At 68.1% G+C, this 24,547-nt stretch carries 19 protein-coding genes; 9 read left to right on the top strand and 10 right to left on the bottom strand.

Going from position 1 to position 24,547, the window contains the following annotated elements; genetic code table 11:
- Positions 1–320 precede the first annotated feature (320 nt).
- The 5 genes from LG3211_RS14675 to LG3211_RS14655 all read right to left on the bottom strand — a co-directional run bounded on the left by LG3211_RS14675 (position 321) and on the right by LG3211_RS14655 (position 4,726).
- Positions 321–1,514: an HlyD/EmrA/EmrK family protein gene (locus LG3211_RS14675; RefSeq protein WP_057943489.1), complete on the bottom strand. Its 1,194-nt coding sequence runs from the start codon at positions 1,512–1,514 to the stop codon at positions 321–323.
- On the bottom strand, positions 1,511–3,025 hold the full coding sequence (locus LG3211_RS14670) for an efflux transporter outer membrane subunit (RefSeq protein ID WP_057943488.1): 1,515 nt from the start codon (positions 3,023–3,025) through the stop codon (positions 1,511–1,513). Before LG3211_RS14670 ends, LG3211_RS14675 begins: the two co-directional genes overlap by 4 nt.
- A gap of 3 nt (positions 3,026–3,028) precedes the next feature.
- Positions 3,029–3,487 (bottom strand): MarR family winged helix-turn-helix transcriptional regulator, encoded by a 459-nt coding sequence (locus LG3211_RS14665; RefSeq protein WP_057943487.1) that lies wholly within the window; start codon positions 3,485–3,487, stop codon positions 3,029–3,031.
- A gap of 122 nt (positions 3,488–3,609) precedes the next feature.
- Entirely contained in the window at positions 3,610–3,906 is a 297-nt protein-coding gene (locus tag LG3211_RS14660) for a CPBP family intramembrane glutamic endopeptidase (protein WP_057943486.1), read from the bottom strand.
- Between the two features lie 28 nt (positions 3,907–3,934).
- A complete protein-coding gene (locus LG3211_RS14655) occupies positions 3,935–4,726 on the bottom strand; it encodes a cytochrome C assembly family protein (RefSeq protein WP_057943485.1) in 792 nt (263 codons plus the stop codon).
- Between the two features lie 169 nt (positions 4,727–4,895).
- Here LG3211_RS14655 and ffh point away from each other — a divergent pair, with 169 nt between their 5' ends.
- The 7 genes from ffh (at position 4,896) to LG3211_RS14615 (ending at position 10,271) form a co-directional block, all read left to right on the top strand.
- Positions 4,896–6,263 carry a signal recognition particle protein gene (gene ffh, locus LG3211_RS14650; protein ID WP_057945501.1) on the top strand — a complete coding sequence of 456 codons (1,368 nt, stop codon included), beginning with the start codon at positions 4,896–4,898 and terminating at the stop codon, positions 6,261–6,263.
- A 610-nt stretch (positions 6,264–6,873) separates the two neighbouring features.
- Entirely contained in the window at positions 6,874–7,131 is a 258-nt protein-coding gene (rpsP, locus tag LG3211_RS14640; protein WP_057943483.1) for a 30S ribosomal protein S16, read from the top strand.
- Between the two features lie 59 nt (positions 7,132–7,190).
- Positions 7,191–7,706, top strand: a complete 516-nt coding sequence (gene rimM, locus LG3211_RS14635) for a ribosome maturation factor RimM (RefSeq protein WP_057943482.1) — start codon at positions 7,191–7,193, stop codon at positions 7,704–7,706.
- An 86-nt stretch (positions 7,707–7,792) separates the two neighbouring features.
- Positions 7,793–8,617, top strand: coding sequence for a tRNA (guanosine(37)-N1)-methyltransferase TrmD (trmD, locus tag LG3211_RS14630; protein WP_057943481.1), 825 nt, complete (start codon positions 7,793–7,795; stop codon positions 8,615–8,617).
- Positions 8,618–8,752: 135 nt separating this feature from the next.
- Entirely contained in the window at positions 8,753–9,157 is a 405-nt protein-coding gene (rplS, locus tag LG3211_RS14625) for a 50S ribosomal protein L19 (RefSeq protein WP_057943480.1), read from the top strand.
- A 394-nt stretch (positions 9,158–9,551) separates the two neighbouring features.
- Positions 9,552–9,917, top strand: a complete 366-nt coding sequence (locus LG3211_RS14620; protein ID WP_057943479.1) for a hypothetical protein — start codon at positions 9,552–9,554, stop codon at positions 9,915–9,917.
- Between the two features lie 45 nt (positions 9,918–9,962).
- Positions 9,963–10,271, top strand: a complete 309-nt coding sequence (locus LG3211_RS14615; RefSeq protein WP_057943478.1) for a hypothetical protein — start codon at positions 9,963–9,965, stop codon at positions 10,269–10,271.
- Between the two features lie 31 nt (positions 10,272–10,302).
- Here LG3211_RS14615 and LG3211_RS14610 read toward each other — a convergent pair whose 3' ends face one another.
- A complete protein-coding gene (locus LG3211_RS14610; RefSeq protein WP_057943477.1) occupies positions 10,303–11,847 on the bottom strand; it encodes an MATE family efflux transporter in 1,545 nt (514 codons plus the stop codon).
- Between the two features lie 355 nt (positions 11,848–12,202).
- On the opposite strand from LG3211_RS14610, the gene LG3211_RS14605 reads away from it, so the two are divergent.
- Positions 12,203–12,625 carry an RNA-binding S4 domain-containing protein gene (locus tag LG3211_RS14605; protein ID WP_057943476.1) on the top strand — a complete coding sequence of 141 codons (423 nt, stop codon included), beginning with the start codon at positions 12,203–12,205 and terminating at the stop codon, positions 12,623–12,625.
- 98 nt (positions 12,626–12,723) lie between these two features.
- On the opposite strand, the gene LG3211_RS14600 is transcribed toward LG3211_RS14605, so the two are convergent.
- From LG3211_RS14600 to mutS, 4 genes are all read right to left on the bottom strand, one after another.
- The gene (locus LG3211_RS14600) at positions 12,724–13,365 is read right to left on the bottom strand and encodes a DUF937 domain-containing protein (RefSeq protein ID WP_057943475.1); all 642 of its coding nucleotides are present in this window, start codon (positions 13,363–13,365) and stop codon (positions 12,724–12,726) included.
- Between the two features lie 240 nt (positions 13,366–13,605).
- Entirely contained in the window at positions 13,606–15,786 is a 2,181-nt protein-coding gene (gene katG, locus LG3211_RS14595) for a catalase/peroxidase HPI (protein ID WP_057943474.1), read from the bottom strand.
- Positions 15,787–16,366: 580 nt separating this feature from the next.
- Entirely contained in the window at positions 16,367–19,714 is a 3,348-nt protein-coding gene (locus LG3211_RS14590) for an AAA family ATPase (protein WP_057943473.1), read from the bottom strand.
- Between the two features lie 210 nt (positions 19,715–19,924).
- Positions 19,925–22,531: a DNA mismatch repair protein MutS gene (gene mutS / locus LG3211_RS14585; protein WP_057943472.1), complete on the bottom strand. Its 2,607-nt coding sequence runs from the start codon at positions 22,529–22,531 to the stop codon at positions 19,925–19,927.
- Positions 22,532–23,126: 595 nt separating this feature from the next.
- On the opposite strand from mutS, the gene LG3211_RS14580 reads away from it, so the two are divergent.
- The gene (locus LG3211_RS14580; RefSeq protein ID WP_057943471.1) at positions 23,127–24,539 is read left to right on the top strand and encodes an amino acid permease; all 1,413 of its coding nucleotides are present in this window, start codon (positions 23,127–23,129) and stop codon (positions 24,537–24,539) included.
- The last annotated feature ends 8 nt before the right edge of the window (positions 24,540–24,547 follow it).

The raw sequence follows: 24,547 nt of genomic DNA, 5'->3' as shown, positions 1-24,547 counted from the left end.
TGGGTCCGTCATTCCGGCCTTGGCCGGAATGACGGCTTCGGAGCTCGCGCGGCATCGTTGGGGGAGGTCGAGGCAGCGCGCATGGCGCGCCGGCTTCGAAACGATGCTTTGCGAACGACAGACGAAGAACGACGTGGGGGAGGCGCTTCGTCTTTGCTGCGGGGCGAAACTTTCAAGCGGACTCGAACTCTTTGCCGAAGCCGCTTCAGCTTTTGTGGGAGGGGCTTGAGCCCCGACGCTTTTCGCTCAGATCGCGATGTCGGAGCGAAAGGTGTCGGGGCGTAAGCCCCTCCCACACAACCCGCTCCGACACGTATCGATCAACCGTGCTGCACGCCCGGCAAATTCTCGCGAACGATCTTCTCGATCATCGCGTCGGCATCGTGCAACTGCTTGGCGTAGGCATCGGTGCTCAGCACGCCCTTGGCCGGCGGCGCGCCGGCGAGCACGGCGCCGTTCTGATCGCGGATGGCGACATCGACGTGCATGCTCAGGCCCAGGCGCAGCGGATGATCGGCCAGTTGCTTGGGTTCGATCTCGATGCGCACCGGCACGCGCTGGATGATCTTGATCCAGTTGCCGCTGGCGTTCTGCGCCGGCAACAGCGAGAACGCGCTGCCGGTGCCCAGGCCGAGGCTGACCAGCTTGCCCTGATAGCTCACATCGGAGCCGTACAGATCCGAATGCAGTTCCACCGGCTGGCCGATGTGCATCTTGGCCAGCTGGGTTTCCTTGAAGTTGGCTTCGACCCAGACCTGATCCAGCGGAATGATCGTCATCAGCGCGGTGCCCGGCTGCACGCGCTGGCCGAGCTGCACGCTGCGCTTGCCGACATAACCGCTGACCGGCGCGACGATGGCCGAGCGCTGCAGATTCAAGTACGCCTGACGCAACTGCGCGGCGGCCGCGGCGACCTGCGGCTGCTTGGCGACGGTGGTCGCATCGACCAGGGCGCGGTTGCGCGCCAACGCGCCGCGCGAGGACGACATCGCCGCTTCGGCCGAGGCCAGCTCATCGCGCGCATGCGCCAGTTCTTCCGCCGAGACCGCGCCGCCGGCGACCAGTCCCTCGCGACGCTTCACGTCGGCGCGGGCCTTCTGCACCGCGACTTCGCGCGCCGACAGATCGGCCTGGCCGGCATCGACCGCGCTGAACAAGCCGCGCACCTGACGCACCGTGTTGGCCAGATTGGCCGTGGCCTGATCGTAGGCGACCTGCGCATCGTTGGGATCGAGCTGCACCAGCACCTGGCCGGCGCTGACCTTCATGCCGTCGTCGGCGCCGATGCTGACCACGGTGCCCTGGACTTGCGGAGTGATGTTGACGATGTTGCCCTGCACGTAGGCATCGTCGGTGTCCTGATGCCAGCGCAGCACCAGCAGGTAATACGCGGTCCATGCGATCGCGGCGACCACCACCACGGTCAGCAGGATCAACAAGGCCTTGCGGCGATTGTTCTTTGGCGCCGGCGCGACGGCGGCCGCGGCGGCTTGGGGATTGACTTCGGTAGTCATGGCGTGGGGGCCTTGGCGATAACGTTGCTATTGGAAGATTCGTTGGGAACCGTGGACGCGACCGGGTCGGGCGAGTTCAGTTCGAGTCCGCCGCCCAGCGCGCGATCCAGGTCGATCTGGGTGGCCAGCCGCTGCGCGCGCAGGCCGGCGAGCTGCTGATCGAGTTGCAGCAGCGGGCGTTGCGCCGACAGCACGTCGAGCTGCGTGCCCAGGCCGGCGCGGTAGCGGGTGCTGGCGATCTGCCAGGCCTGCTGCGCGGCATCGCGCGCCTGCTGCGCCGACACCAGCTGTCCGTCGAGCGAACGCGAAGCCTGCAGGGCATCGGCGACTTCGCGCAGCGCGCCGACCAGATTCTGGTTGTAGTCGGCGACGGCGAGGTCGTACTCGGCGTCGGTTTCGGCCAGTTGATTGCGCAGGCGGCCGCCGTCGAAGATCGGCATGCTGATCGCCGGGCCGCCTTGCAGCAGCTTGGCGTCGCTGGAGAACAGATCCGACAGGTGGCCGCTGCCCAGGCCGACGATCGCGCTGAGGTTCACGGTCGGATAGAAGTCGGCCTTGGCCGCCTTGATCCCGTGCGAACTGGCTTCCACGCGCCAGCGCGCGGCGACCACATCGGGACGATGGCCCAGCAGTTCGCTCGGCAGCACCGCCGGTACCGCCGGCGGCTTGGCCGCGAGCAGGGGCGGGCGGGCGATGTCCAGGCCGCGATCCGGGCCCTTGCCGAGCAGCGCGGCCAACGCGTTGCGGGCGGCGTCGATCTGCTGCTGCGCCGCCTGCATTTGCTGGTCGGCGCTGGCGCTCGCGCTTTGCGCGTTGCGGATCTGCAATTGGTTGTCCAGGCCGGCCTTGACGCGCTGCTGGCCCAGGCCGAGCAGGCGCTCGGAGCGTTGCTTTTCCGAGGTCGCCACGTCCAGCGCTTCGAAGGACTGCGCCAGCGACACATAGGCGCGGGCGATGTTGGACGACAAGGTCAGGCGCGCGGCCTGCGCCTCGACTTCGGCGGCGCGGGCCTGGCCCAGCGCGGCTTGCCAGCGGGCGCGCTTGCCGCCCCACAGGTCCGGGCTGTACTTGAATTGCAGCATCAGCACGTGCGCGCCGAGGTACTTGCCGCCGATCGGTTCCGGCGCCAGCGTCTCGGGCAGTTCCACGCCGGAGTACTGCGCGTCGCCACCGACGGTGGGCTTGCGCGCGGCATCGGCCAGGCCGGCCTGGCCGATGGCCTGACGCACACGCGCATCGGCGGCGTCCAGGCTCGGCGTGCCGGCCAGGGCTTCATCGATCAGACCGTTGAGTTGCGCGTCGCCCAGCGCCGTCCACCAGTCGCGCTTGGGAAATTCCGCCGCCGACACGTCGGCGAGGCTGCGCTTGGCTTGCAGGCTGTCGGCGTCGAGCGCGTGGCCGGCGGGCTGCAGGCCGTGGGTGCTGGCGCAGCCGGCGAGGATCAGCGCGGCGGCCAGGGGAGTAAGCACGTAAAGCAGCCCGCGGCGCGGGCGAGTGTCGAGACGTGACATGGCTCAGGAACCGGAGATAGTGAGGTTGTCGCGAACCTGTTCGAGCAAGCGGTACAACTGGTCGCGGTCGGAATCGCTGAGGCCGGCCATGGCACGCTCGCGCACGCGCTTGCCGCACTGGTCGATGTCTTCCCAGATCGCCGTACCGGCTTCGGTCAGGTGGATGTTGAGAGCGCGGCGATCGTCGGGATCGGCCACGCGCATGACGAAGCCGCGGCTTTCCAGCTTGTCGAGCAGGCGGGTCATGGCGCCGGGATTGAGCTGGGCCGCGCGCGCCAGTTCGGTGACCCCGGCGGTGCCGACCGCCAGCTCCTTGAGGGTGATGAACTGGCTGAAGGTCAGATCGTGGCCGGCTTGCGCCAGCTCGCGTTCCATCTGGGCCCACATGGCGTCGCGCACCTGGCGGAACAGCAGGCCGAGGTTGGAAGTGGAGCAGGGCTGGCTGGGGGGCGGGGTCGTCATGGCGCGGAATAATCTGCGCCCGCGCAATAGTTGTCAAGGCAAATATTGATCCGGCAAGGGTCTATTCAGGCAGCTGCCAGGGACGTGTGGAATCCGTGTAGAACGGGGCCGCGCCGGGCCGTTCAGGGGGCCGCGGCCAGGGCCCAGGCGCCCAGCAAAACATGCGCCAACACCAGCGGCCACAGCCGGCCGGTGCGCGCGTACAGCCAGGCGTAGGCCAGGCCCATCGGCACGATCGAGACCACTCCGGCGCTGCCCTGGTACAGGTGATAGGCGATGCGGATCGGGGCCGGCGGCTGTCCGGAGAGCGCGGCGCTCAGGCTGTAGTAGATCGGCCAGCCGAAGCCCAGCGCCAGCACCAGCACCAGCACCAGTGCGAACACGCCGCGATCCGACAGCGATCTGATCCAGCCGTCCATGCGCCGCGGCGCTCCTTGAAGAAGTCGCTCAGACCCGTTTGAGGATCACTTCCAGCACGAACTTGCTGCCGAAGAAGGCCAGGATCAGCAAAGCCATCGCCGCCAGGGTCCAGCGCACCGCGACCACCCCGCGCCAGCCGTAGCGCCAGCGGCCCAGCAACAGGCCGCCGAAGGCCAGCCACGACAGCACGCTGAGCACGGTCTTGTGCATCAGGTGCTGAGCCAGCAGGTTTTCCACGAACAGCACGCCGGTCAGCAAGGTCGCGGTCAGCAGGACGAAGCCGACCGCGATGGTGCGGAACAACAGGCTTTCCAGCTCCACCAGCGGCGGCAGCGCGCGCAGCCAGCCGTGGAACTCGCGCCGGCGCAGCGCGCCTTCCTGCACCCACAGCATCAGCGCGAACAAGGCCGCGACCGCCAGCGTGGCGTAGGCCAGCAGCGCCATCCAGGCATGCAGTTGCAGGCGCCAGTCCAGCGGTTCTGGATGCTGGACGTGGCCGTACAGCTGGTAGCCGACCAGCATCAGCGCCGACAGCGGGAACACCAGCACGCCCAGCGCGGCCATGCGCCCGGAGGCGCCGACGATCGCGGTCAGCACCGACATGCCCAGGCCGACCAGCGACAGGGCGGCGAAGAAATGCAGGTCGGCGCCGCCGGCGCTGCGCCAGGCCAGGAAGTGCGCGGCGCCGTGCAGCAGTACCGCCAGATTGGCCGGCGCCAGCCACAGCCGCGCGCTGCGGCCGCGGTCCTGGCGCACGGCCGAAACCAGCAATCCGGTCGCGGTCAGATAGAGAACGACGGCGATGAGAACGATTGTCATCGGCAGAGTGTCGCATGAGCAGTGAGTTCAGAGGAGTGAGAAGTGAGTAAAGGCTTGGGCCGAGGGCCTGTGTTCCTGCTCATTCCTCACTCCTGCGCACTCGTTCCTCGCCCCAACGCCCCGCCGGCTATACTTGCCGCCCCTGTCGTTCCGCGATCACGACCACGCCATGTTCGAATCACTGACCCAACGCCTCTCCGGCACCATCGAGCGCCTGCGCGGCCGCGGCCGTCTGACCGAGGAAAACATCCGCGAGTCGATGCGCGAAGTGCGCATCGCCCTGCTCGAAGCCGACGTCGCGCTGCCGGTGGTGCAGGCGCTGATCGAGCGCATCAAGGTGCGCGCGGTCGGCCAGGAAGTGCTCAAGTCGCTGACCCCGGGTCAGGCCCTGATCAAGGTCGTGCGCGACGAGCTGACCACGGTCATGGGCTCGCAGGCCGCCGACCTGAACCTCAACGTGCCGGCGCCGGCGGTGATCCTGCTCGCCGGCCTGCAGGGCGCGGGCAAGACCACCACGGTCGGCAAGCTGGCCAAGCACCTGAAGGAGCGGCGCAAGAAGAAGGTGATGGTGGTCTCGGCCGACGTTTACCGTCCGGCCGCGATCGAGCAGCTCAAGCAGCTCGCGCAGCAGGTCGATGTGCTGTTCTTCGCCTCCGACGCCTCGCAAAAGCCGGTGGACATCGTCCGCGCCGCGATCGCCGACGCGAAGAAGTCCTACGTCGATGTGCTGCTGGTCGATACCGCCGGCCGCCTGGCCATCGACGAAGCGATGATGGCCGAGATCAAGGCGCTGCATGCCGCGGTCACGCCGGTGGAAACCTTGTTCGTGGTCGATTCGATGACCGGCCAGGACGCGGCGACCACCGCCAAGGCCTTCAGCGAAGCGCTGCCGCTGACCGGCGTGGTGCTGACCAAGACCGACGGCGACGCCCGCGGCGGCGCCGCCTTGTCGGTGCGTTACGTCACCGGCCGTCCGATCAAGTTCATCGGCGTCGGCGAAAAGCCCGACGGCCTGGACGTGTTCCATCCCGACCGCGTCGCCAGCCGCATCCTCGACATGGGCGATGTGTTGTCGCTGGTCGAGCAGGTCGAGCAGCAGGTCGACAAGGACAAGGCGCAGAAACTCGCCGAGAAGGTCGCCAAGGGCAAGAAGTTCGACCTCAACGACATGAAGGACCAGCTCGAACAGATGCAGAACATGGGCGGCTTGCACGGCCTCATGGACAAGCTGCCGGGCATGGGCCAGATCCCCGAGTCGGTGAAGAACCAGGTCACCGGCAAGGAAGTGCCGCGCATGGTCGCGATCATCAACTCGATGACCAAGAAAGAGCGTCGCAACCCGGGCCTGCTCAACGGCTCGCGCCGCGCGCGCATCGCCAAGGGTTCGGGCCTGACCCCGGCCGACGTCAACAAGCTGATGAAGCAGTATCAGCAGATGGAGAAGATGATGAGCAAGCTCTCCGGCGGCGGCATGAAGGGCTTGATGCGCGGCATGAAGGGCATGATGGGCGGACGCGGCGGCATGCCGTTCCGTTGATCGCCCCAAAGGCGCTGCGAATCCGAACGGCGGCCGATGGCCGCCGTTTTTCGTTGTGGGGTTGGCGGGGCGCGCCTTGTTTCCCACAGCCGTCATCCCCGCGCAGGCGGGGATCCAGAGGCTTCAGAACCATGCCTCGATAAAGCCCTGGATTCCCGCCTGCGCGGGAACGAGGCTAGGCGGGTTGCGCGGCAGGTCCCCGAACCGGCGACAGATCGCCCAAGCCGTCATCCCCGCGAAGGCGGGGATCCAGAGACTTTCAGAGTCATGCCTCGATAAAGCCCTGGGTTCCCGCCTGCGCGGGAACGACGGTAGGCGGGTTGCGGGCGAATCCCCCCAAATCGTCATCCCCGCGAACGCGGGGATCCAGTGACTTGAGCGCCATGCCTCAGCGCAGGAGCAAGTGGCGGAGACGGCAGGCCAGCCGTACCAGGGCCGAGAAGAGGCCCTCGGGGTCCCAAAATCCAGGACGGGCAGGGCTTTACGAGCCGCCGCAGCGGCCCCGGCAGAGCGCCCGAACCCACCCGGGTTTGCTCAAGCCACGGAATCGGTTAAACTTTTCGGCTTACCCCGTCATTCCGACGGCTGGGCAACACAGGAAAAAGACCCCATGGTCAAGATTCGACTGACCCGCGGCGGCGCCAAGAAGCGTCCGTTCTACCACATCATCGTCACCGACAGCCGCAGCGCCCGCGACGGCCGCAACATCGAGCGCGTCGGTTTCTACAACCCGGTCGCCGCCGGCGCCGAGAAGCGCGTCGAGCTCGACCTCGAGCGCGTCAAGCACTGGGTCGGCCAGGGCGCTCAGCTGACCGACAAGGTCGCCGATCTGTACAAGCAGGCCGTCAAGGCCGCTCCGGCCGCCTGAGCCGGTGGGCCGCGCGCCGCTCCTCACGGGGCGAGCCGCGCGGCCTTTCCATCGCACCCATGAGCGATAATTCGCGCCGCATCCTGCTGGGCAGGGTGCTTGGCGCCTTCGGTATTCGTGGCGAAGCCAAGCTCGAGTCGTGGACCGAGCCGCGCGCGGCGATTTTCCGCTACCAGCCCTGGATCGTGCGCGACCCTCAGGGCCGCGAGCGCGAGCTGTCGGGCGTGCGCGGCCGCCAGAGCGGCAAGTTCCTGATCGCCACTTTCCCCGATGTCGCCGACCGCGACACCGTCGAAGCCATGCGCGGCACCGAAATCTACGTCCCGCGCGCGGTGCTGCCGCCGCCCAAGGACGGTGAGTACTACTGGGTCGATCTGGAAGGCCTGCGCGTGGCCACCACCGAAGGCGTTTGCCTCGGCACCGTCTCGCACCTGTTCGCCACCGGCGCCAACGACGTGCTGGTCGCCCGCGACGACGAGCGCGAGCGCATGATTCCGTTCGTGATTCCGCAGTACGTGCGGTCGGTCGATTTCGAGGCCAACCTCGTGACGGTCGATTGGGATCCGGATTTTTGAGGAACGAGTTTAGAGGAGTGAGAAGTGAGCGAAAGGCGGAAGCGCCTCTCACTCACTTCTCACTCCTCTAAACTCACTCCAGGCCCATGCGTATCGACCTCATCAGCCTGTTCCCCGAATTCGTCGCGCAATGCGCGGCGTTCGGCGTGGTCGGGCGCGCGGGCGAGCGCGGGCTGCTGTCGTTGCACGGCTGGAATCCGCGCGATTACGCCGAAGGCAATTACCGCCGCGTCGATGAGCGTCCGTTCGGCGGCGGCCCCGGCATGGTCATGCTGATCGAACCGCTGCGCGCGGCGATCCGCGCCGCGCGCGCGGCCGATCCGACGCCGGCGCGGGTGATCTACATGAGCCCGCAAGGCGCGCGGCTGGATCAGGCCAAGGTCCGCGAACTGGCGGGCCACGAACGTCTGATCCTGCTGTGCGGCCGTTACGAAGGCGTCGATGAGCGGCTGATCCAGGCCGAGGTCGATGAGGAAATTTCGATCGGCGATTACGTGCTGTCCGGCGGCGAACTGGCCGCGGCGGTGATCGTGGACGCGGTGGCGCGGCTGCAGGAAGGCGCGCTCGGCGACGCCGAATCGGCGGTGCAGGACAGTTTCGAGGACGGCTTGCTGGACTGCCCGCACTACACCCGTCCGGTCGAACACGAACTGGGTTCGGTGCCGGCGGTGCTGATGTCGGGCAACCACGCCCACATCGCCAAGTGGCGCCGGCAGCAGTCGCTGGGGCGGACCTGGCAGCGCCGGCCGGACCTGCTGAATGAGGCCGCCCTGTCCAAGGCCGACCGCAAATTGCTGGACGCCTACCGGGCCGAACTGGCCGCCAGCCAGGCCGGGGAGGGCGATCAGGCCGCCTCGGAAACCGTTTCCAGCGCCGATCCGGCCTCCAGATCGGGCAAAACCCCCGGGTAAAAGCCTCCAGGCCCTAGCCACGCCGGGAAAAAGCTCGTTATAATTAGTCGCTTAGCTGTACCCCTTTGCTGTACCGATGCCATGACGCGGGTCCACGTGCACTCGCGCAACAACTAATCCAACAGGCCGTAAACCATGAACAAGCCCTCTATCCACACCCTGCTGCAGAATTTCGAAGCCGAGCAGATCACCCGCAAGCTTCCCGACTTCGGCCCCGGCGACACCGTCGTGGTCAACGTCAAGGTCAAGGAAGGCAACCGTGAGCGCGTCCAGGCCTATGAAGGCGTGGTCATCGCGATCAAGAACGGCGGCCTGAACTCTTCGTTCACCGTGCGCAAGATCTCGCACGGCTTCGGCGTCGAGCGCGTCTTCCAGACCCACAGCGCGATCATCGACTCGGTCGACGTCAAGCGCCGCGGTAAGGTCCGCTCCGGCAAGCTGTACTACCTGCGCGGCCTGGAAGGCAAGAAGGCGCGCATCAAGGAAGACCTGGCCGCTTACGCGCGCGCAAAGAGCGCCGCCGCCGCCGCCGCCGAGTAATCCCCGCGTCGCGCGCAAGACGCGCATCGCAACGAACGGCCGCCGCAAGGCGGCCGTTTGCGTTTGCGGACGCAGTAGCGTCGATGTCGTCCCGCGGCACGCGATGGTTCCGCGGAAACACCGCGCGCAGCTGCCATCGCTTCGCCGGGCGCGCGACGACAAGTCGGCGATCGACCCGGCCAGGCATGGGCGACACGCACGGCTGCTGCTTCGGTGAAACACCGCGCCGCGGCCGGCCCGTGGCCGCGACCGCGTATCCCCCGATATGGCCGTAATGGCCCTGTCGATTGGCCGAACCGGCGCTGTGCGCCGCGCCCGGTTCGCGCTAGATTCGTGCAGGATTTGCGACGCGGCGCGGCCGCGTTCGAAGTCGCCCCCGCGGCAGGAGAGCAACGTGGACCCCGGTTTGTCCGAAGGCGATATCTGTACCTATTTGCGCAGCGATGGCAGCTGGGGATTCTTCTGGGTCCAGCGCATCGATGCCTTGCCCGACGGCCGCGACGCCATGTCGCTGCGCAAGTTCGATACCCACACCAGCGAGGAAGTGTTGCTGGAGCACGCCGCCGACGTGGCCGAACTCAAGGCCGTGCGCCTGCTCGGCCATTTCCCGATCGTCAGCACGCGCGTGGCCGAAGCCGGGCCGCGCGTGATCGGTCGGATGCCGGTGCGCGAGGAAGACCTCGAGGGTTACCGGATCTGGCGCGAGGCCTTCGACAAGGGCGAGGCCGGAGTGTTCACGCTGGCGCTGGAAGAAATCTAGTCTGGCCCATACACATCCGCGGTCGCCGCGCTCATCGCAGGAACCATGATCATCACCGCGGACGAAGTCCTGGAAGAACTGCGCGATGCGCTGCGGGCGGCGTGTCAGCCGAGCAGCGCCGAGCGCATCGTGCGCGGCCGCGAACGCGTGCACGCGTTGCCGCGCGAACAGGTGCTGGCGAATCTGGAAGCGGTCGCGGCGGAAGTGCTGGACCTGTCGGATTACTGGGAATACCGGCGCTTGCTCGAACTGGCCGCGAGCCTGGACGCGGCGCTGACGCAGCGCCTGGTCGCGCTCGGCCTGGATCACGCGGACACCGACGTGAAGGAAGCGGCGCAGGATTTCCGCGCTTAGCCGCAAGCGACGCAGCGCACGCGGCCGCGACTCAACCGGGCGCCTTTTCGCTCAACTCATCGTCCAGATCGCGCGGTCCGGGTCCGCGCGATTGCTGCTCCGGCGACATATCCGCCACCGGCGCCGGCGGTTGCGCCGGCACTTCGGCCGGCATCGCGATGCTCTGCGTAGCCACCGGCGCGGCCACGCGCTCGGGCGCGGCCATCATGCGCGCGCGGCGCCAGCCGCCCCAGCGGTAATACGCCATCGACATCAGCATCGAACACAGCGCGCTGACCGGGAAACTCCACCACAGCGCGTCCATGCCGATCACCGGCTGCAGCAAGGTCGCGAACGGCACGCGGATGCCCCACAGCGCGAAGCCCAGGATCAACAGCGGCGGTATCACCGCGCCGGTCGCGCGGACCACACCGGAAATCACGAAGGTCACGCCGAAGAACAGGAACGACCACACCGCGATGTGATTCAGATGGCGGGCGATCTCGAACGAAGCGCTGCCCTCGGGCAGGAACAGCGCCAGCGTGTAGCGGTCGAACAGGATCAGCGGCGCGATCAGCGCGCCGGTCATCAGGAAATTGAACAAGGTACCGGTGCGCGCGGTCGCGCCGACCCGGTCCCAGCGTCCGGCGCCGACGCTTTGCGCGGCGATCGACGAACACGCCGCGCCGATCGCCATCGCCGGCATCTGCACGTAGGTCCACAGTTGCAGCGCCGCGCCGTAACCGGCCGCGGTGGTGGTGCCGTGGGCGTTGACCAGGCTGATCATCGCGATCATCGCCAGCGAGATCAGCACCATCTGCAGTCCCATCGGCACGCCCTTGACGATCAGCGCGCGCAGCACGCTCAGGTCGATCTTGAGCAAGTGCGCGTCCTTGCGCCCGAGCCACAGCACGTGGCGCTTGCGCCGCAGGTGCAACAGCATCGCCGCCAGGCTCAGGCCCTGGGCGAAGAAGGTGGACATGGCCGAGCCGGCGATGCCGAACGCCGGCACCGGGCCCCAGCCGAAGATCAGCAACGGATTGAGGACGATGTCGAGCGCCACCGACATCAGCAGGAAGCGGAACGGCGTGCGCGAATCGCCGGCGCCGCGCAGCGCCGCGGAGATGAAGGCGAAGGCGTAGATGAAGGGCATCGACAGGAAGATCACCTGCAGGTACTGCTCGGCCAGCGGCAACGCCGGCGCCGGCGTGCCCATCGCGCGCAGCACTTTGTCGGTCATGAACCAGCCCAGGCAGGCGATCACCGCCGACAGGCTGATGAAGAACGTGGCGCTGGTGCCCATGATCTTGCGCGCCCGCTCGGTGTCGCGCGCGCCGATGGCCTGTCCGATCAGGATCGTCGCGGCCATGCCGATGCCGAACATCGAGCCGATCAGGAAGAACATGATGTTGTTGGCGTTGGCCGTCGCGGTCAGCGCGGCTTCGCCGAGGTAGCGGCCGACCCAGATCGAGTTGATCGAACCGTTGAGCGATTGCGCGGCGTTGCCGGCCATGATCGGCAACGCGAAGGAGATCATGGTGCGGCCGATCGGGCCTTCGGTGAGCAGATGGCTGCCGCGAGGGGAACTGGAGGCCATGGCGGGGTCCGGGCGGGGATGGCGCAGTATGCCGTCACCGCGGGTTAGCGGGCCGTGGGCGGGGTGTGTGCGGTTTGGCGGGAGTTGGAGGCGCGAAGAGCAAATCCCCCGCGCTGTTGGTTTACCGTGGCTTCGCGATTACGCCGGGCGCTCGCCCCCTTTTTCAAAGGGGGGCAATGTCTAACGCCTGGCCCCCAAAAAAAGGAAACCGAAAACCTCTGGCCATTCGTCACCACCACCCAAGACGAATCAGTTCTCCCCTTTGAAAAAGGGGGGCTAGGGGGATTCGCTCTTGCTCTTGCTTCATCAACCCCACAACAAAAATCCCCCACCACCAGTGCTATCTTTCGCGCCGATGAGCCCTCAAGACCCAACCCCGCCCGCGCCGCAAACCGCTTCGGTTCGTCTCGACCTGTGGCTGTGGGCCGCGCGCTTCTTCAAGACCCGCAGCCTGGCGCGGCAGGCGGTGGAAACCGGCAAGGTCGATGTCGGCGGCCAGCGCGCCAAGGCTTCGCGCGCGTTGCGCGTCGGCGACACGCTGCGCATCGCGCGCGGCGAGGAAATCTTCGAAGTCGCCGTCACCGGCCTGAGCGATACCCGCGGTCCGGCCAGCGTGGCGCAGACGCTGTATGCCGAAACCGAAGCCTCGCGCGCGGCGCGCGAACAAGCGCGCGCGATGCGCGCGGCCGAGCGCAACGGCTACCGCGCCCCGGAGACCAAACCCGACAAGCGCGCGCGGCGCCTGATCAAGGCGCTCGGCGATATCGACGCGCTGTAGCGCCGCCCTCCGCGCGACAACGCGCAATCGACAAGCACAAACGAAAACGGCTGCGCATCAGCGCAGCCGTTGGGGTTCGCGAGGGATGAGTCCGGTGGTCAGCGCTGTCCGCCGCCGCCGAGCAGGCCGCCGCCGATCTTGAGCAGATCGCCCAGTCCGAGCTGGCCGTCGCCGTCCTGATCGAGCACCGAGCTGAGCAGGCCGCCGGCCGAACCTTGTTGCTGGATGCGCTGATGTTCCTGGCCGAGCACGTCGCCGAGCTGTTGCGGCGAGGCCGCGGCCTGGCCGCCGCCGGAGAACATGCGCTGCGCCAGATAGGACAGCACGATCGGCGCGAGCATCTTCAACAGCGCATTGGCTTGTCCGCCCTCCAGGCCGGTGGCCTGGCCCAGACCCTGGGCGGCGGTCTCCTGACGACCGCCGAAGATATGCCCGAGGATGCCGGCGCCGTCGGTCTGCGGGCTGCCGCCACCGCCGCCGAGCACCGCGCCGAGCACGCTGCCCAGGTCCAGGCCGTTGCTGGCCGCGGGCGCGGCGTGGTCGCGCTGCAGAGCGCCGAACAGCGCCTGCGCGCCCTGCGGCTGGCTGGCGTTGCGGCCGAGCGCGCCGAGCAGCAGCGGCAGCGCCGCGCTCACCGCGCTCTGCGTCTGCGGCTGCGACAGGCCGAGCTGGCTGCCCAGTTGCGCCAGCGGCTGGCCTTGGAGTTGGTTGAGAAGATCGTCGGTCAGCGAGGCGCTCATGGAGTGATTCCGGGTGCGAGGAACGCTGATGCTAGCGCCGGATCGTTAGTGCCGGGTGATGCCGGCCGCGGCGCGGGCGGGACGTCGCGCGCGGCGGTGGCGCGACGGTGTCCGGGCGATGCAACGCCGGCGCATCGATGGTGCGGGCCGGTCGCGGCGACGGCGCGTTCGCGCGCCGCGAAAAAAAAGACGCCCGGCCGATTCCGGCCGGGCGTGAAAGTCACACAGGGTTCGTTGAGATCAGTTCAGATCGAAGCGGTCGGCGTTCATCACCTTGTTCCAGGCCGCGACGAAGTCGTGCACGAACTTGTCTTGCGCGTCGGAGCTGCCGTAGACCTCGGCCAGCGCGCGCAGCTGCGCGTGCGAGCCGAAGATCAGGTCGGCGCGGGTGGCCGTCCACTTGGCCTGACCGGTCTTGCGGTCGGTGCCTTCGAACACCTCCTGCGTATCGGAAGTCGCCTTCCACTGCGTGCCGATGTCGAGCAGGTTGACGAAGAAGTCGTTGCTCAGCGTGTCCGCGCGCTGGGTGAACACGCCATGCTTGCTCTGGCCGACATTGGCGCCGAGCACGCGCAGGCCGCCGACCAGCACGGTCAGTTCCGGCGCGCTGAGGTTCAACAGCTGCGCCTTGTCGATCAGCAAGGCTTCGGTGCTGACGCCGTACTTGCCCTTGACGTAGTTGCGGAAGCCGTCGGCGAGCGGTTCGAGCGCCGCGAAGGAATGCGCGTCGGTCTGCTCGACGCTGGCGTCCATGCGGCCCGGGACGAACGGCACCTTGACCGCGACGCCGGCGTTCTTCGCCGCCTGCTCGACGGCGGCGGCGCCGCCCAGAACGATCAGGTCGGCCAGCGAGACTTTCTTGCCGCCCGATTGCGCGGCGTTGAAGTCTTTCTGGATGCCTTCCAGCGTGGACAGCACCTTGGCCAGTTGTTCGGGCTGATTGACTTCCCAATCCTTCTGCGGCGCCAGGCGGATGCGCGCGCCGTTGGCGCCGCCGCGCTTGTCGGAGCCGCGGAAGGTAGACGCCGAGGCCCAGGCGGTGGACACCAGCTGCGACAGCGGCAGGCCCGAGGCGAGGATCTTGGCCTTGAGCGCGGCGATGTCCTGCTCATCGATCAGGGCGTGATCGACCGCCGGGATCGGGTCCTGCCAGATCAGCACTTCGGCCGGCACTTCCGGGCCGAGGTAACGCGCGCGCGGGCCCATGTCGCGGTGGGTCAGCTTGAACCAGGCGCGGGCGAAGGCATCGGCGAGCTGATCCGGATTTTCGAAGAAGCGGCGCGAAATCTTTTCGTAGGCCGGGTCGAAACGCAGCGACAGGTCGGTGGTGAGCATGGTCGGCGCGTGGCGCTTGTTCGGGTCGTGCGCGTCGGGAATGCTGCCCGCGCCAGCGCCATCCTTCGCGATCCACTGGTGCGCGCCGGCCGGGCTCTTGCTCAGTTCCCACTCGAAGCCGAACAGATTGGTGAAGAACTGGTTGCTCCACTGCGTCGGCGTGCTGGTCCAGGTGACTTCCAGGCCGCTGGTGATGGCATCGGCGCCCTTGCCGGTGCCGAAGCTGCTGGCCCAGCCCAGGCCCTGCTGGGCGATGTCGGCGCCCTCGGGCTCGCGGCCCACGTGCGACTCCGGGCCGGCGCCATGAGTCTTGCCGAAGGTGTGGCCGCCGGCGATCAGGGCCACGGTTTCTTCATCGTCCATGGCCATGCGCGCGAAGGTTTCGCGGATGTCGCGGGCCGCGGCGACCGGATCGGGATTGCCGTTGGGGCCCTGCGGATTGACGTAGATCAGGCCCATCTGCACGGCGCCGAGCGGGTTCTCCAACTGGCGGTCGCCGCTGTAGCGCTTGTCGCCGAGCCAAGTGGTTTCCGTGCCCCAGTACACCGCGTCTTCCGGTTCCCACACGTCGGCGCGGCCGCCGGCGAAACCGAAGGTCTTGAAGCCCATCGACTCCAGCGCGACGTTGCCGGTGAGGATCAGCAGATCCGCCCAGGAAATCTTGTTGCCGTACTTTTGCTTGATCGGCCACAGCAGGCGGCGCGCCTTGTCGAGGTTGCCGTTGTCGGGCCAGCTGTTGAGCGGGGCGAAGCGCTGCTGCCCCGCGCCGGCGCCGCCGCGGCCGTCGGCGATGCGGTAGGTGCCCGCGCTATGCCACGCCATGCGGATGAACAAGGGGCCGTAATGGCCGAAGTCGGCCGGCCACCAGTCCTGCGAATCGGTCATCAGCGCCAGCAGGTCTTGCTTCACCGCGGCGAGGTCGAGGGTTTTGAAAGCTTCGGCGTAGTCGAAGTCCTGGCCCATCGGATCGGCTTGCGGGGTCTGTTGGTGCAGGATCTTCAGATCGAGTTGCTCCGGCCACCAATCGCGGTTCGACGTACCGCCGCCGGCGGCGTGGTTGAACGGGCACTTGCTTTCGTTTGACATGGGTTATCTGCCTTTGACGGTTGGATCCAGCGACTGGGTTCGGTTGCGGGGCGCGGACGGCCAGGACGGGCCGGCGTCGCGGCCCGTGCGGGCGGGAGGCTCAGGAGGGCGCCGGGCGGCCGGACGGCCGACCGGCGCATGGCGCAGATGAGCGTTGCCGGACATCACGAACCGCGGGGTCGAAAGCAGCGGTGGATGCAATCGTGTGGCGTTCGTCGGGCTGGCTCATCGCTGGCGCTCCGTGTCACGAGGGGACTACGGGACGATAGATCGGGTCGATCCCTATGTGAAATCGATCCTTTCGACGTATCTGATAGGGGATGGCTATGGTTGCGGCTGCGGCGCCCATCCGCGCCGCAGGGGCGATGATGTAAGCCACGGTATTGCCGCGGTGTGACCGCGCGCGGGAATTGCGACTGATCGTTCAAGCCGGAAGCGTGGTGCTTCGCAACATGCGCGGCTGGTTTGCGGCTGCGCCCGTTGGATAGCGAATGCCGCAGCGGCGCGAGCCGCGAGCGCGAACCCGGCTTGCGCCGCAAACACGAGGTCCCGCCAGCGCGGCGCGCGGACGAACGCCGCCTCAGCTACCCTGGACCACGTCGAATTCGCCCGCCAGCACGCGATCCAGGCGGCCGCTGCGCCAACCGCGCACGCCGTCGCGCACCAGCGGCGAGGGCGACTGGCGGTAACGCCGGCAGATGCGCTTGTCGCCGTCGGACGCCGCCTGCGCCACGCGCGCGCGGCCGGGCAGGTCGGGCGCGACCTGCACCGACAAGCTCACGCGGCGGGTGACGCCGTCGTCGAGTTCCTCGAACACATGCAGGCCCGATTCGCCGCGCAGCAGGTCGTAAGCGCCGAAACCGCTGACCGCCAGCCAGGCCTTACAGCGCTCGGCGTCCTGGCGCAGCACTTCCACGCGCATGTTGCGACGCTGCGCCCAGCCCAGGTACATCGACAGCAGTTGCTGCCACCACAGGCGCAGATCGGCGCCGAAGCGCAGATGGCCGGCGTCGTCGGTGTCGATCTCGATCAGCGCGTCCTGCGGCGTGTGTTCGCGCAGGCCGTCCACCGCCAGCCCGAGCAGGAACAGCAACTGGGCCATGCGTCCGGCGAATTCGTCGCTGCCGCGGTCCTGGCGCAGGCGCTGGCGCATGCGCTGGGCGGTGTCGAGCGCGCTTTCGATGCGGTCGCGGCGTTCGATCCGGTCGAGCACGCCGTGGCGGTCGGCCGCCGACCAGAAGTCGGACTCGGCCATGCGCGCGTAATCGGCTTCGCGCGCGGCCACCCACTGCAGCGATTCGACCGTGGCGTCGAGTTCGTCCAGGCGCGCGTTCAATCGCGCGATGGCCTCGGCGGAGGAGGACGGCGCGTAGACCAGATCGCGCAGATCGCCGGCCAGCGCCGGCGCCGCGGTTTCGTCGGCGGGCGCGGCTTCCAGCGCCTGCGGCGCGTTCGGATCGATGAACACCACATCGAGCTTGTCGCCTGCGGCGCGCACGAACAGGAACTGATCGCCCTGCGGCGCGCGGTGCTCGACGATGCTGCGCGCCAGCGGCGCCAGCAGGTAATGCTCGATCGCGCGCCGCAGCGGGCGCGCGCCCAGGTCCGGGGTGAAGCCGCGGTCGAGCAGGAACTCGATCGCCGAGGGCTCCCATTCCACCGCCCAGTCGCGATTGCGCAGCCCGCGCCGGGTCAGCACCCGGCCCAGTTCCTTGTGCAGGATCTCGCGCATCAGGCTGCGATCGAGCGGATTGAACAACACCACCCGGTCCAGGCGATTGATGAACTCGCGGCGGAAGGTTTCGAACAGGGCCTTCTCGACCGCATCGCGCGAATACCCGCCGCGCACCGAAGTGAAGCCCGGGCCGGCGCTGCGCGAGATGGTCGAGCCGACGTTGCTGGTGAGGATGATGATGCTGTGGCGGAAGTCGGCGGTGTGGCCGCTGCGATCGCTCAGGCGCGCGTCGTCGAACACCTGCAGGAACAAGTCCCACACCTTCGGATGCGCTTTTTCGAATTCGTCCAGCAGTACCACCGAGAACGGCTGCTCGCGGATGCGCGAGGTCAGCGAGCGCACGCCGCCTTGTCCGCCTTCGTCGGCGGTCAGGCGCCAGGCCGAGTCTTCCGACTGGAATTCGCTCATGTCCAGGCGCAGCAGGCGTTCGTCGCTACCGAACAGCAATTCGCCCAGCGCCTTCGCAAGTTCGGTCTTGCCGGTGCCGGTGGGGCCGGCGAACAGGAACACGCCGATCGGACGGCCGTTGTCGGTCAGCCCGGCCTTGAGCATGGCGATGCGGTCGAGCAGGGCATCGACGGCTTCGTCCTGGCCGATCACGCGTTGGCGGAAGAACGCGCGCAGCCGGTCCAGGTCCAGGCTCTGGCGATCGTCGATGACCTCCAGCGGCAGGCCGCTGCGCTGGGCGATGGTGGCGAGCAGGCGCTCGGCGTCGAGCGGCAGTTGCGCCGGCTCCTGCGCGCACGCCGTCTGCAGGGCGTCGCCGAGCAGGCGCAGCAGGCGTCCGGGTTCCTGCTGTTCGGGAAAATACTGCGCGGCCATGCGCGCGGCCTCGGCCAAGGTGCGTGCGTCGGCGACGGCGCGGCCCAGGCGCGCGCTTTCGATGCGCGCCCATTGCGCCGCGATCGGCTCCAGCGCCGGCGCTTCGGTCGCAGCCAGATTGAGAATTTCGAAGTGGTGCTTGATCACCGGCCGCGCGACCAGCAACTGCGCGAGCTGGCGCGGGGTGATTTCGCCGATCACGCGCAAGCGGCCGCGTTCGATCGCCGGCAGCACCAGATCGAGCAGGCCGCGCGGATCGCGCGAGTGCGAGCCCTTGGCCAGCAGGTCGAAGAACTCCGGCGCGCGCCACACCGCGCGTTTGCGGTCGAGCACCGACAGCATTTCGCGCACGCGCTCTTCCAATTCGCCGATGTAGCTCTGGCCGGAGAGGATCTCCGCGGCCGAGGCTTCGAACACCAGCCAGCCGTCGGCGAGAAGGCGTTCGCTGAGCAGGTCGATCAGCACGCTCTTGCCGACGCCGTGTTCGCCCGACACCAGCACCGAGGCGGCATCCTCGCCGCTGAGCAGTTCGTGCAGGCGTTCGAGCTGGCGCGCGAGCGCGTCGTGGGCGATGCGCACCTGCGGCTTGGGCGCGGCGTTGACCCGGCCGAAGGCGCCGAGCACGCGGCTTTCGCGGCGCGCGCTGGCGGCGCGGTCGACCTGTTCCAGCAGCGGCTGCAGCGCCGGCGAATTGAAGCGCTTGAGCGTTTCGCGCAACTGGTTGGCCTGGTTTTCCTCGATCTCGTCGAGCGCCGGCGCCGCCGGGGCGTCGCCGAATTGCTCTGCCCACTGCAGGTAGTCGCGCACTTGCTGGCGCACCGGCGCGAAATCCCACCACCACGCCTGCGCATGCCGCATCAGCCGCGACAGCGCCTGCGCGTCCTCGCGGGTGCGCAGATGTTCGATGAGGAAGTGCAGCGGATAACCGCCGAACTGGCCGGCGTGGTCGATGATCGGGTCGAGCGCGACATCGCTGCGGCGCGGCAACGCCTTGGTGATCATCGACTGCAGCACGTAGCCGGTGCCGCTGAGTTGGCGCACCAGTTCGTCCGCATCGAAGGCGCCGCCTGCGATCAGCTCCACGCCCTGGTGGAACTCGGGCTGTGCGAGCAGGTCCTGCGGGCGCTGGATGCGGTCGTCGACGGCGTCGATCTCGCGTACCAACCGAAAAAGTTGATCCTGAGAAGATTCCGCAGTTTCCGAAGTCGTATCAACCGGCGCTTTGCTCTCATCCGCGCCCGATTGCGAAGCGTCCTCGGCTTCCGGCTTGGCAGCGTCCGCCACCGCCACCGCCGCTCGCGCATCGGGACGATAAAGACGAGCAAGGATCAAGCCGGTCAATACGCCGACGACGAGCAACAATGCTTCCACACAACCTCCCGGTCTCCATTCCGGGCGACAGTTTAGCGGGTCGCTCGCGGCCGGGATTGGGACGCAGAGCCGATCGGCGATCGGGCACAAAAGCGTCGGGGCGCAAGCCCCTCCCACAAAAGATCGCGAAGCCGCGAGGTCTGTTGTGGGAAGGGCCTGCGCCCCGAATGCCTTTCGCTCAGATCGTCCGGCGATCTACGCGAGCCGATCTCAAGCCAGCGCCTTGATCCGATACAAAGCTTCCAACGCCTGCTTCGGCGTCAACTCATCCGGATCGACCTCGGCCAAGGCATCCAGCGCCGCCGACGAGGCCGGTGCGAACAGGCCGAACTGCTGCGGCGCATCCAGCGCGGCCTTGGCGAAGGACGGCTTGGGCGTGTCGCGGCCCTGTTGCTCCAGTTCGATCAAGCGTCCGCGCGCCTGCTTCACCACCGACTTGGGCAGACCGGCCAGCGCCGCGACCTGCAGGCCGAAGCTGCGATCGGCCGGGCCGTCCTTGACTGCGTGCATGAACACCAGTTGCTCGCCGTGCTCGACCGCGTCCAGATGCACGTTGGCGATGCCGTTGCCCGGTTCGGCCAGCGCGGTGAGTTCGAAGTAATGCGTGGCGAACAAGGTGTAGGCGCGATTGCTGTGGGCCAGATGGCGCGCGCAGGCCTCGGCCAGGGCCAGGCCGTCGTAGGTCGAGGTGCCGCGGCCGATTTCGTCCATCAGCACCAGCGACTGGTCGGTGGCGTGATGCAGGATGTAGCTGGTCTCGCTCATCTCGACCATGAAGGTCGATTGGCCGCGGGCGAGGTCGTCGCCGGCGCCGATGCGGGTGAGGATGCGGTCGATCGGCCCGAGCACCGCGCGCGCGGCCGGGACGAAGCTGCCGATATGCGCCAGCAGCACGATCAAGGCGTTCTGGCGCATGTAGGTGGACTTACCGCCCATGTTCGGGCCGGTGATGACCAGCATGCGGCGGCCGTTGTCCTCATCCAGGATGAGGTCGTTGGGCTCGAACGGTTCCTTGCGCACCGCCTCCACCACCGGATGGCGGCCGCGTTCGATGCGCAGACCCGGCGATTCGGCCAGTTCCGGCCGCGACCAGTCCAGCGAAGCGGCGCGTTCGGCGAAGGCGCACAGCACATCCAGTTCCGACAGCGCGCCGGCGCAGCGCTTGAGCGCTTCCAGGCGCTCGTTGAGCGCGTCCAGCAGTTGTTCGTACAGCAAGCGCTCGCGCGCCAGCGAACGTTCGCGCGCGGACAGCACCTTGTCTTCGAACTGCTTGAGTTCTTCCGTGATGTAGCGCTCGGCGTTGCTCAGGGTCTGGCGGCGGGTGTAGTGCGTCGGCGCCTTGTCGGACTGCGCCTTGCTGATTTCCAGGTAATAGCCGTGCACGCGGTTGTAGCCGACCTTCAGCGTCGGAATGCCGCTGCTGGCGCGTTCGCGCGCTTCCAGATCGACCAGGAACTGGTCGGCGTTGGTAGACAGCGTGCGCAGCTCGTCCAGTTCGGCGTCGAAGCCGGTGGCGAACACGCCGCCGTCGCGCGCCAGCACCGGCGGCTGCGGCACGATGGCCTGCGCCAGCAGATGGGCGTGTTCGTCGTGTTCGCCGAGCGAGGCGCACAACTCGTTGAGGCGCGGCGCGTCGAGCGGGGTGAGGATCTTGCGCACGTCGGGCAGCAGGCCCAGGCCGTCGCGCAAGGTGGACAGGTCGCGCGGACGCGCGCTGCGCAGGGCGATGCGCGAGAGGATGCGTTCCAGATCGCCGAGCGCGCGGAAGCGCTCGCGCACGTCGTCGCCGGCGCGGCTTTCGATCAGCGTCGCCACGGCCTGATGGCGATGGCGCAGCACGCCGCGCTCGCGCAGCGGGCGATGCAGCCAGCGCCGCAGCAGGCGTCCGCCCATCGGCGTGACCGTGCTGTCGAGCACGCCGAGCAGGGTGGTGCGGCTGTCGCCGTCGATGCGGCTGTCGAGTTCCAGATGGCGGCGGGTGGCCGCGTTCATCGCGATCGCGCCATCGCCGGATTCGATCGCGATCGAGGTCAGATGCGGCAGGCGCTGCTTCTGGGTTTCTTCCACATAGCCCAGCAGCGCGGCCGCGGCGGCGGTCGCCAGCGGCTTGTCTTCCAGGCCGAAGCCGGACAGATCGTGCAGGCCGAAGAAGCGCAGCAACTGGCGGCGACCGCTGTCGACGTCGAACAGCCACGGCGGACGCCGGCGCATGCCGTTGCGCTCGGCCAGGAACGGCGCCCAGCCGTCTTCGTCCGGCATCAGCACTTCGGCCGGTTCAAGGCGGGCGATTTCCGCTTCCAGCGCATCTTCGCTGGCGACTTCGTTGACCAGGAAACGGCCGGCGGCCAGGTCGGCCCAGGCGATGCCGTAACCGTGCTTGCCGCGCGAGACCGCCAGAAGCAAGGTGTCGCGGCGCTCGTTGAGCAGGGCTTCGTCGGTGACGGTGCCCGGAGTGATCACGCGCACGACTTTGCGTTCGACGATGCCCTTGGCCAGAGCCGGATCGCCGATCTGTTCGCAGATCGCCACCGATTCGCCGAGCGCGACCAGACGCGCCAGATAGCCTTCGGCCGAATGGTGCGGCACGCCGGCCATCGGGATCGGCTGACCGGCCGAGGCGCCGCGCTGGGTCAGGGTGATGTCGAGCAGTCGCGCCGCCTTGCGGGCGTCGTCGTAGAACAATTCGTAGAAATCGCCCATGCGGAAGAACAGCAGCACATCGGGGTGCTCCGCCTTGGCGGCGAAGAACTGCTTCATCAGCGGGGTGTGTTCGGCCGAGCCGTTGGACGGCGACGGCTTTACAGAAGAATCAGACATTTAGCGGAATCGAAGGGGAGTGCGGGAGGCCGGGACGGGCGGGCCGTCGGCATGGAGTGCAATGGTAGCCGAGTGGTTCGGGGTGCTGGGGCAGGCAGGGAGCGAAGGGGCTCGAAATACCCTGATGCCGCCTGGAGTGGCTAGTGAAACCGCACTCTCCCTCTCCCGCCTGCCACCCAAGATGACTTCCTTCGGGGCGCGGGAGAGGGCTGGGGTGAGGGGCGAGCGCCGTAGGCGCGAACTGCTCTTTGCGCGGATTTCTGCGACTCCGCACACCCTCACCCCAACCCCTCTCCGGCCCAAACGCATAGCGTTTGGGCGTTCGGTGCCGCGCGAGCCAATGGCTTGCAAGCGCGGCCCCTCACCCCGCGGAGAGGGCTCCGTCGGTGTTCCTCTTGTCCAGGCGGCTATGAAACCTCGATCAAGGCCTCCCGCAAAAACCGTCCTGCATTGCCGGTGCCCGCGCCGCCTTTGTGCGGACTTCCGCACCCCAGCCAGGGAACCGTCGCTATTCCGCGTTCGCCGGCCGGTGCCAGCATTCAGGGCCGGCAGGCGCGTCGCGGGGGCGACGGCCGCCATCACAGCGGGAGACGCAATGAGCCTTGTCGCGCGCATGAGCCGGCGCAAGTCGGTAGAGCTGTTGCAGGCCGAAGCGCTGACGCGCGGCGAATTGCGGCGGGTGTTGGGCCTGTGGCATCTCACCGCCATCGGCCTGGGCGGGATCATCGGCGTGGGCATCTTCGTATTGACCGGCACGGTCGCGGCCGGAACCGCCGGGCCGGCGGTGGTGCTGTCGTTCGTGCTGGCCGGCATCGCCAGCGCCGCGGCGGCGCTGTGCTACGCCGAGTTCGCCGGGCTGATCCCGGTCTCGGGCAGCGCCTACACCTACGGCTACGCGGTGCTGGGCGAATTCGCCGGCTGGCTGATCGGCTGGGATCTGTTGCTGGAGTTCGCCTTGATCGCCGCGGTGGTGGCGGTGGGCTGGTCCGGTTACGTGCAGGCCTTGCTCGACGCGGCAGGCGTGAACCTGCCGCTGTGGGCGCAGGGCGGCTGGTTCGGCGGCAGGGCCGGGCAGGTGGTGAACGTGCCGGCGGTGTTCGTGTCGCTGGCGATCACCGCGCTGCTGGCGTTCAAGACCGAATGGGGCGCGCGCTTCAACACCGTGGTGGTGGCGATCAAGATCGGCGCGGCGGTGCTGATCATCGTGGCCGGCGTGGCCTATGTGGATCCCGCGCGCTGGCAGCCGTTCATGCCGTTCGGCATCGGCGGCGTGGTGGCCGGCGCTTCGATCGTGTTCTTCGCCGTGTTCGGTTACGAAATGATGACCACCGCGGCCGAGGAAGCGATCGACCCGCAGCGCGATCTGCCGCGCGCGGTGGTGCTGTCGCTGGCGATCGCGATGACCTTGTACGTCGGCATCTGCCTGGTGCTGACCGGGATCGTGTCGTACACCACGCTCGGCAACGACGCGCCGGTGGCGAACGCGTTCGCGGCGATCGGCATGCCCAAGGTCATGGTCGCGATCTCGCTGGCGTCGATCTGCGGCATCACCAGCGTCATCTTCGCCAATCTTCTGGCCGGCGCGCGGATCTGGTTCGCGCTCGCGCGCGACGGCCTGCTGCCGGCCTGGTTCGGACAGGCGCATCCGCGCTGGCGCACGCCGTGGCGCACGACCTGGCTGATCGGCGCGGTGGCGGCGGTCGCGGCCGGGCTGTTCTCGCTGGAAGAACTGGCCAAGCTGGTCAACATCGGGGTGTTGTGCGCGTTCGTGGTGATCTGCAGCGCGGTGCTGGTGCTGCGCTATCGCGCGCCGGAGCTGCCGCGGCCGTTCCGCACGCCGTGGTCGCCGCTGGTGCCGCTGATCGGCATCGGATTCTCGCTGTGGCTGATCTCGGGCCTGCCGTACATCACCTTCGAGCGCTTCGCGATCTGGCTGCTGATCGGCTGCGCGGTCTACTTCGGCTACGGCATCCGCCACAGCAAGCTGGCGCCGGCGCCGGCGGGCTGAACGCGGCG

It is taken from the genome of Lysobacter gummosus, from assembly GCF_001442805.1.
Lineage (GTDB): Bacteria > Pseudomonadota > Gammaproteobacteria > Xanthomonadales > Xanthomonadaceae > Lysobacter > Lysobacter gummosus.
The sequence above is the reverse complement of the archived record's forward strand: the minus strand, read 5'-3'. Positions and strand labels throughout refer to the sequence as shown.

Coding starts and splice junctions, on each gene's coding strand:
- rplS (WP_057943480.1), top strand. CDS start 8,753: ATGAACAAGCCCTCTATCCACACCCTGCTGCAGAATTTCGAAGCCGAG.
- trmD (WP_057943481.1), top strand. CDS start 7,793: ATGCGTATCGACCTCATCAGCCTGTTCCCCGAATTCGTCGCGCAATGC.
- ffh (WP_057945501.1), top strand. CDS start 4,896: ATGTTCGAATCACTGACCCAACGCCTCTCCGGCACCATCGAGCGCCTG.
- LG3211_RS14580 (WP_057943471.1), top strand. CDS start 23,127: ATGAGCCTTGTCGCGCGCATGAGCCGGCGCAAGTCGGTAGAGCTGTTG.
- LG3211_RS14675 (WP_057943489.1), bottom strand. CDS start 1,514: ATGACTACCGAAGTCAATCCCCAAGCCGCCGCGGCCGCCGTCGCGCCG.
- LG3211_RS14670 (WP_057943488.1), bottom strand. CDS start 3,025: ATGTCACGTCTCGACACTCGCCCGCGCCGCGGGCTGCTTTACGTGCTT.
- LG3211_RS14605 (WP_057943476.1), top strand. CDS start 12,203: ATGAGCCCTCAAGACCCAACCCCGCCCGCGCCGCAAACCGCTTCGGTT.
- LG3211_RS14660 (WP_057943486.1), bottom strand. CDS start 3,906: ATGGACGGCTGGATCAGATCGCTGTCGGATCGCGGCGTGTTCGCACTG.
- katG (WP_057943474.1), bottom strand. CDS start 15,786: ATGTCAAACGAAAGCAAGTGCCCGTTCAACCACGCCGCCGGCGGCGGT.
- LG3211_RS14615 (WP_057943478.1), top strand. CDS start 9,963: ATGATCATCACCGCGGACGAAGTCCTGGAAGAACTGCGCGATGCGCTG.
- rimM (WP_057943482.1), top strand. CDS start 7,191: ATGAGCGATAATTCGCGCCGCATCCTGCTGGGCAGGGTGCTTGGCGCC.
- LG3211_RS14665 (WP_057943487.1), bottom strand. CDS start 3,487: ATGACGACCCCGCCCCCCAGCCAGCCCTGCTCCACTTCCAACCTCGGC.
- mutS (WP_057943472.1), bottom strand. CDS start 22,531: ATGTCTGATTCTTCTGTAAAGCCGTCGCCGTCCAACGGCTCGGCCGAA.
- LG3211_RS14600 (WP_057943475.1), bottom strand. CDS start 13,365: ATGAGCGCCTCGCTGACCGACGATCTTCTCAACCAACTCCAAGGCCAG.
- LG3211_RS14655 (WP_057943485.1), bottom strand. CDS start 4,726: ATGACAATCGTTCTCATCGCCGTCGTTCTCTATCTGACCGCGACCGGA.
- LG3211_RS14610 (WP_057943477.1), bottom strand. CDS start 11,847: ATGGCCTCCAGTTCCCCTCGCGGCAGCCATCTGCTCACCGAAGGCCCG.
- rpsP (WP_057943483.1), top strand. CDS start 6,874: ATGGTCAAGATTCGACTGACCCGCGGCGGCGCCAAGAAGCGTCCGTTC.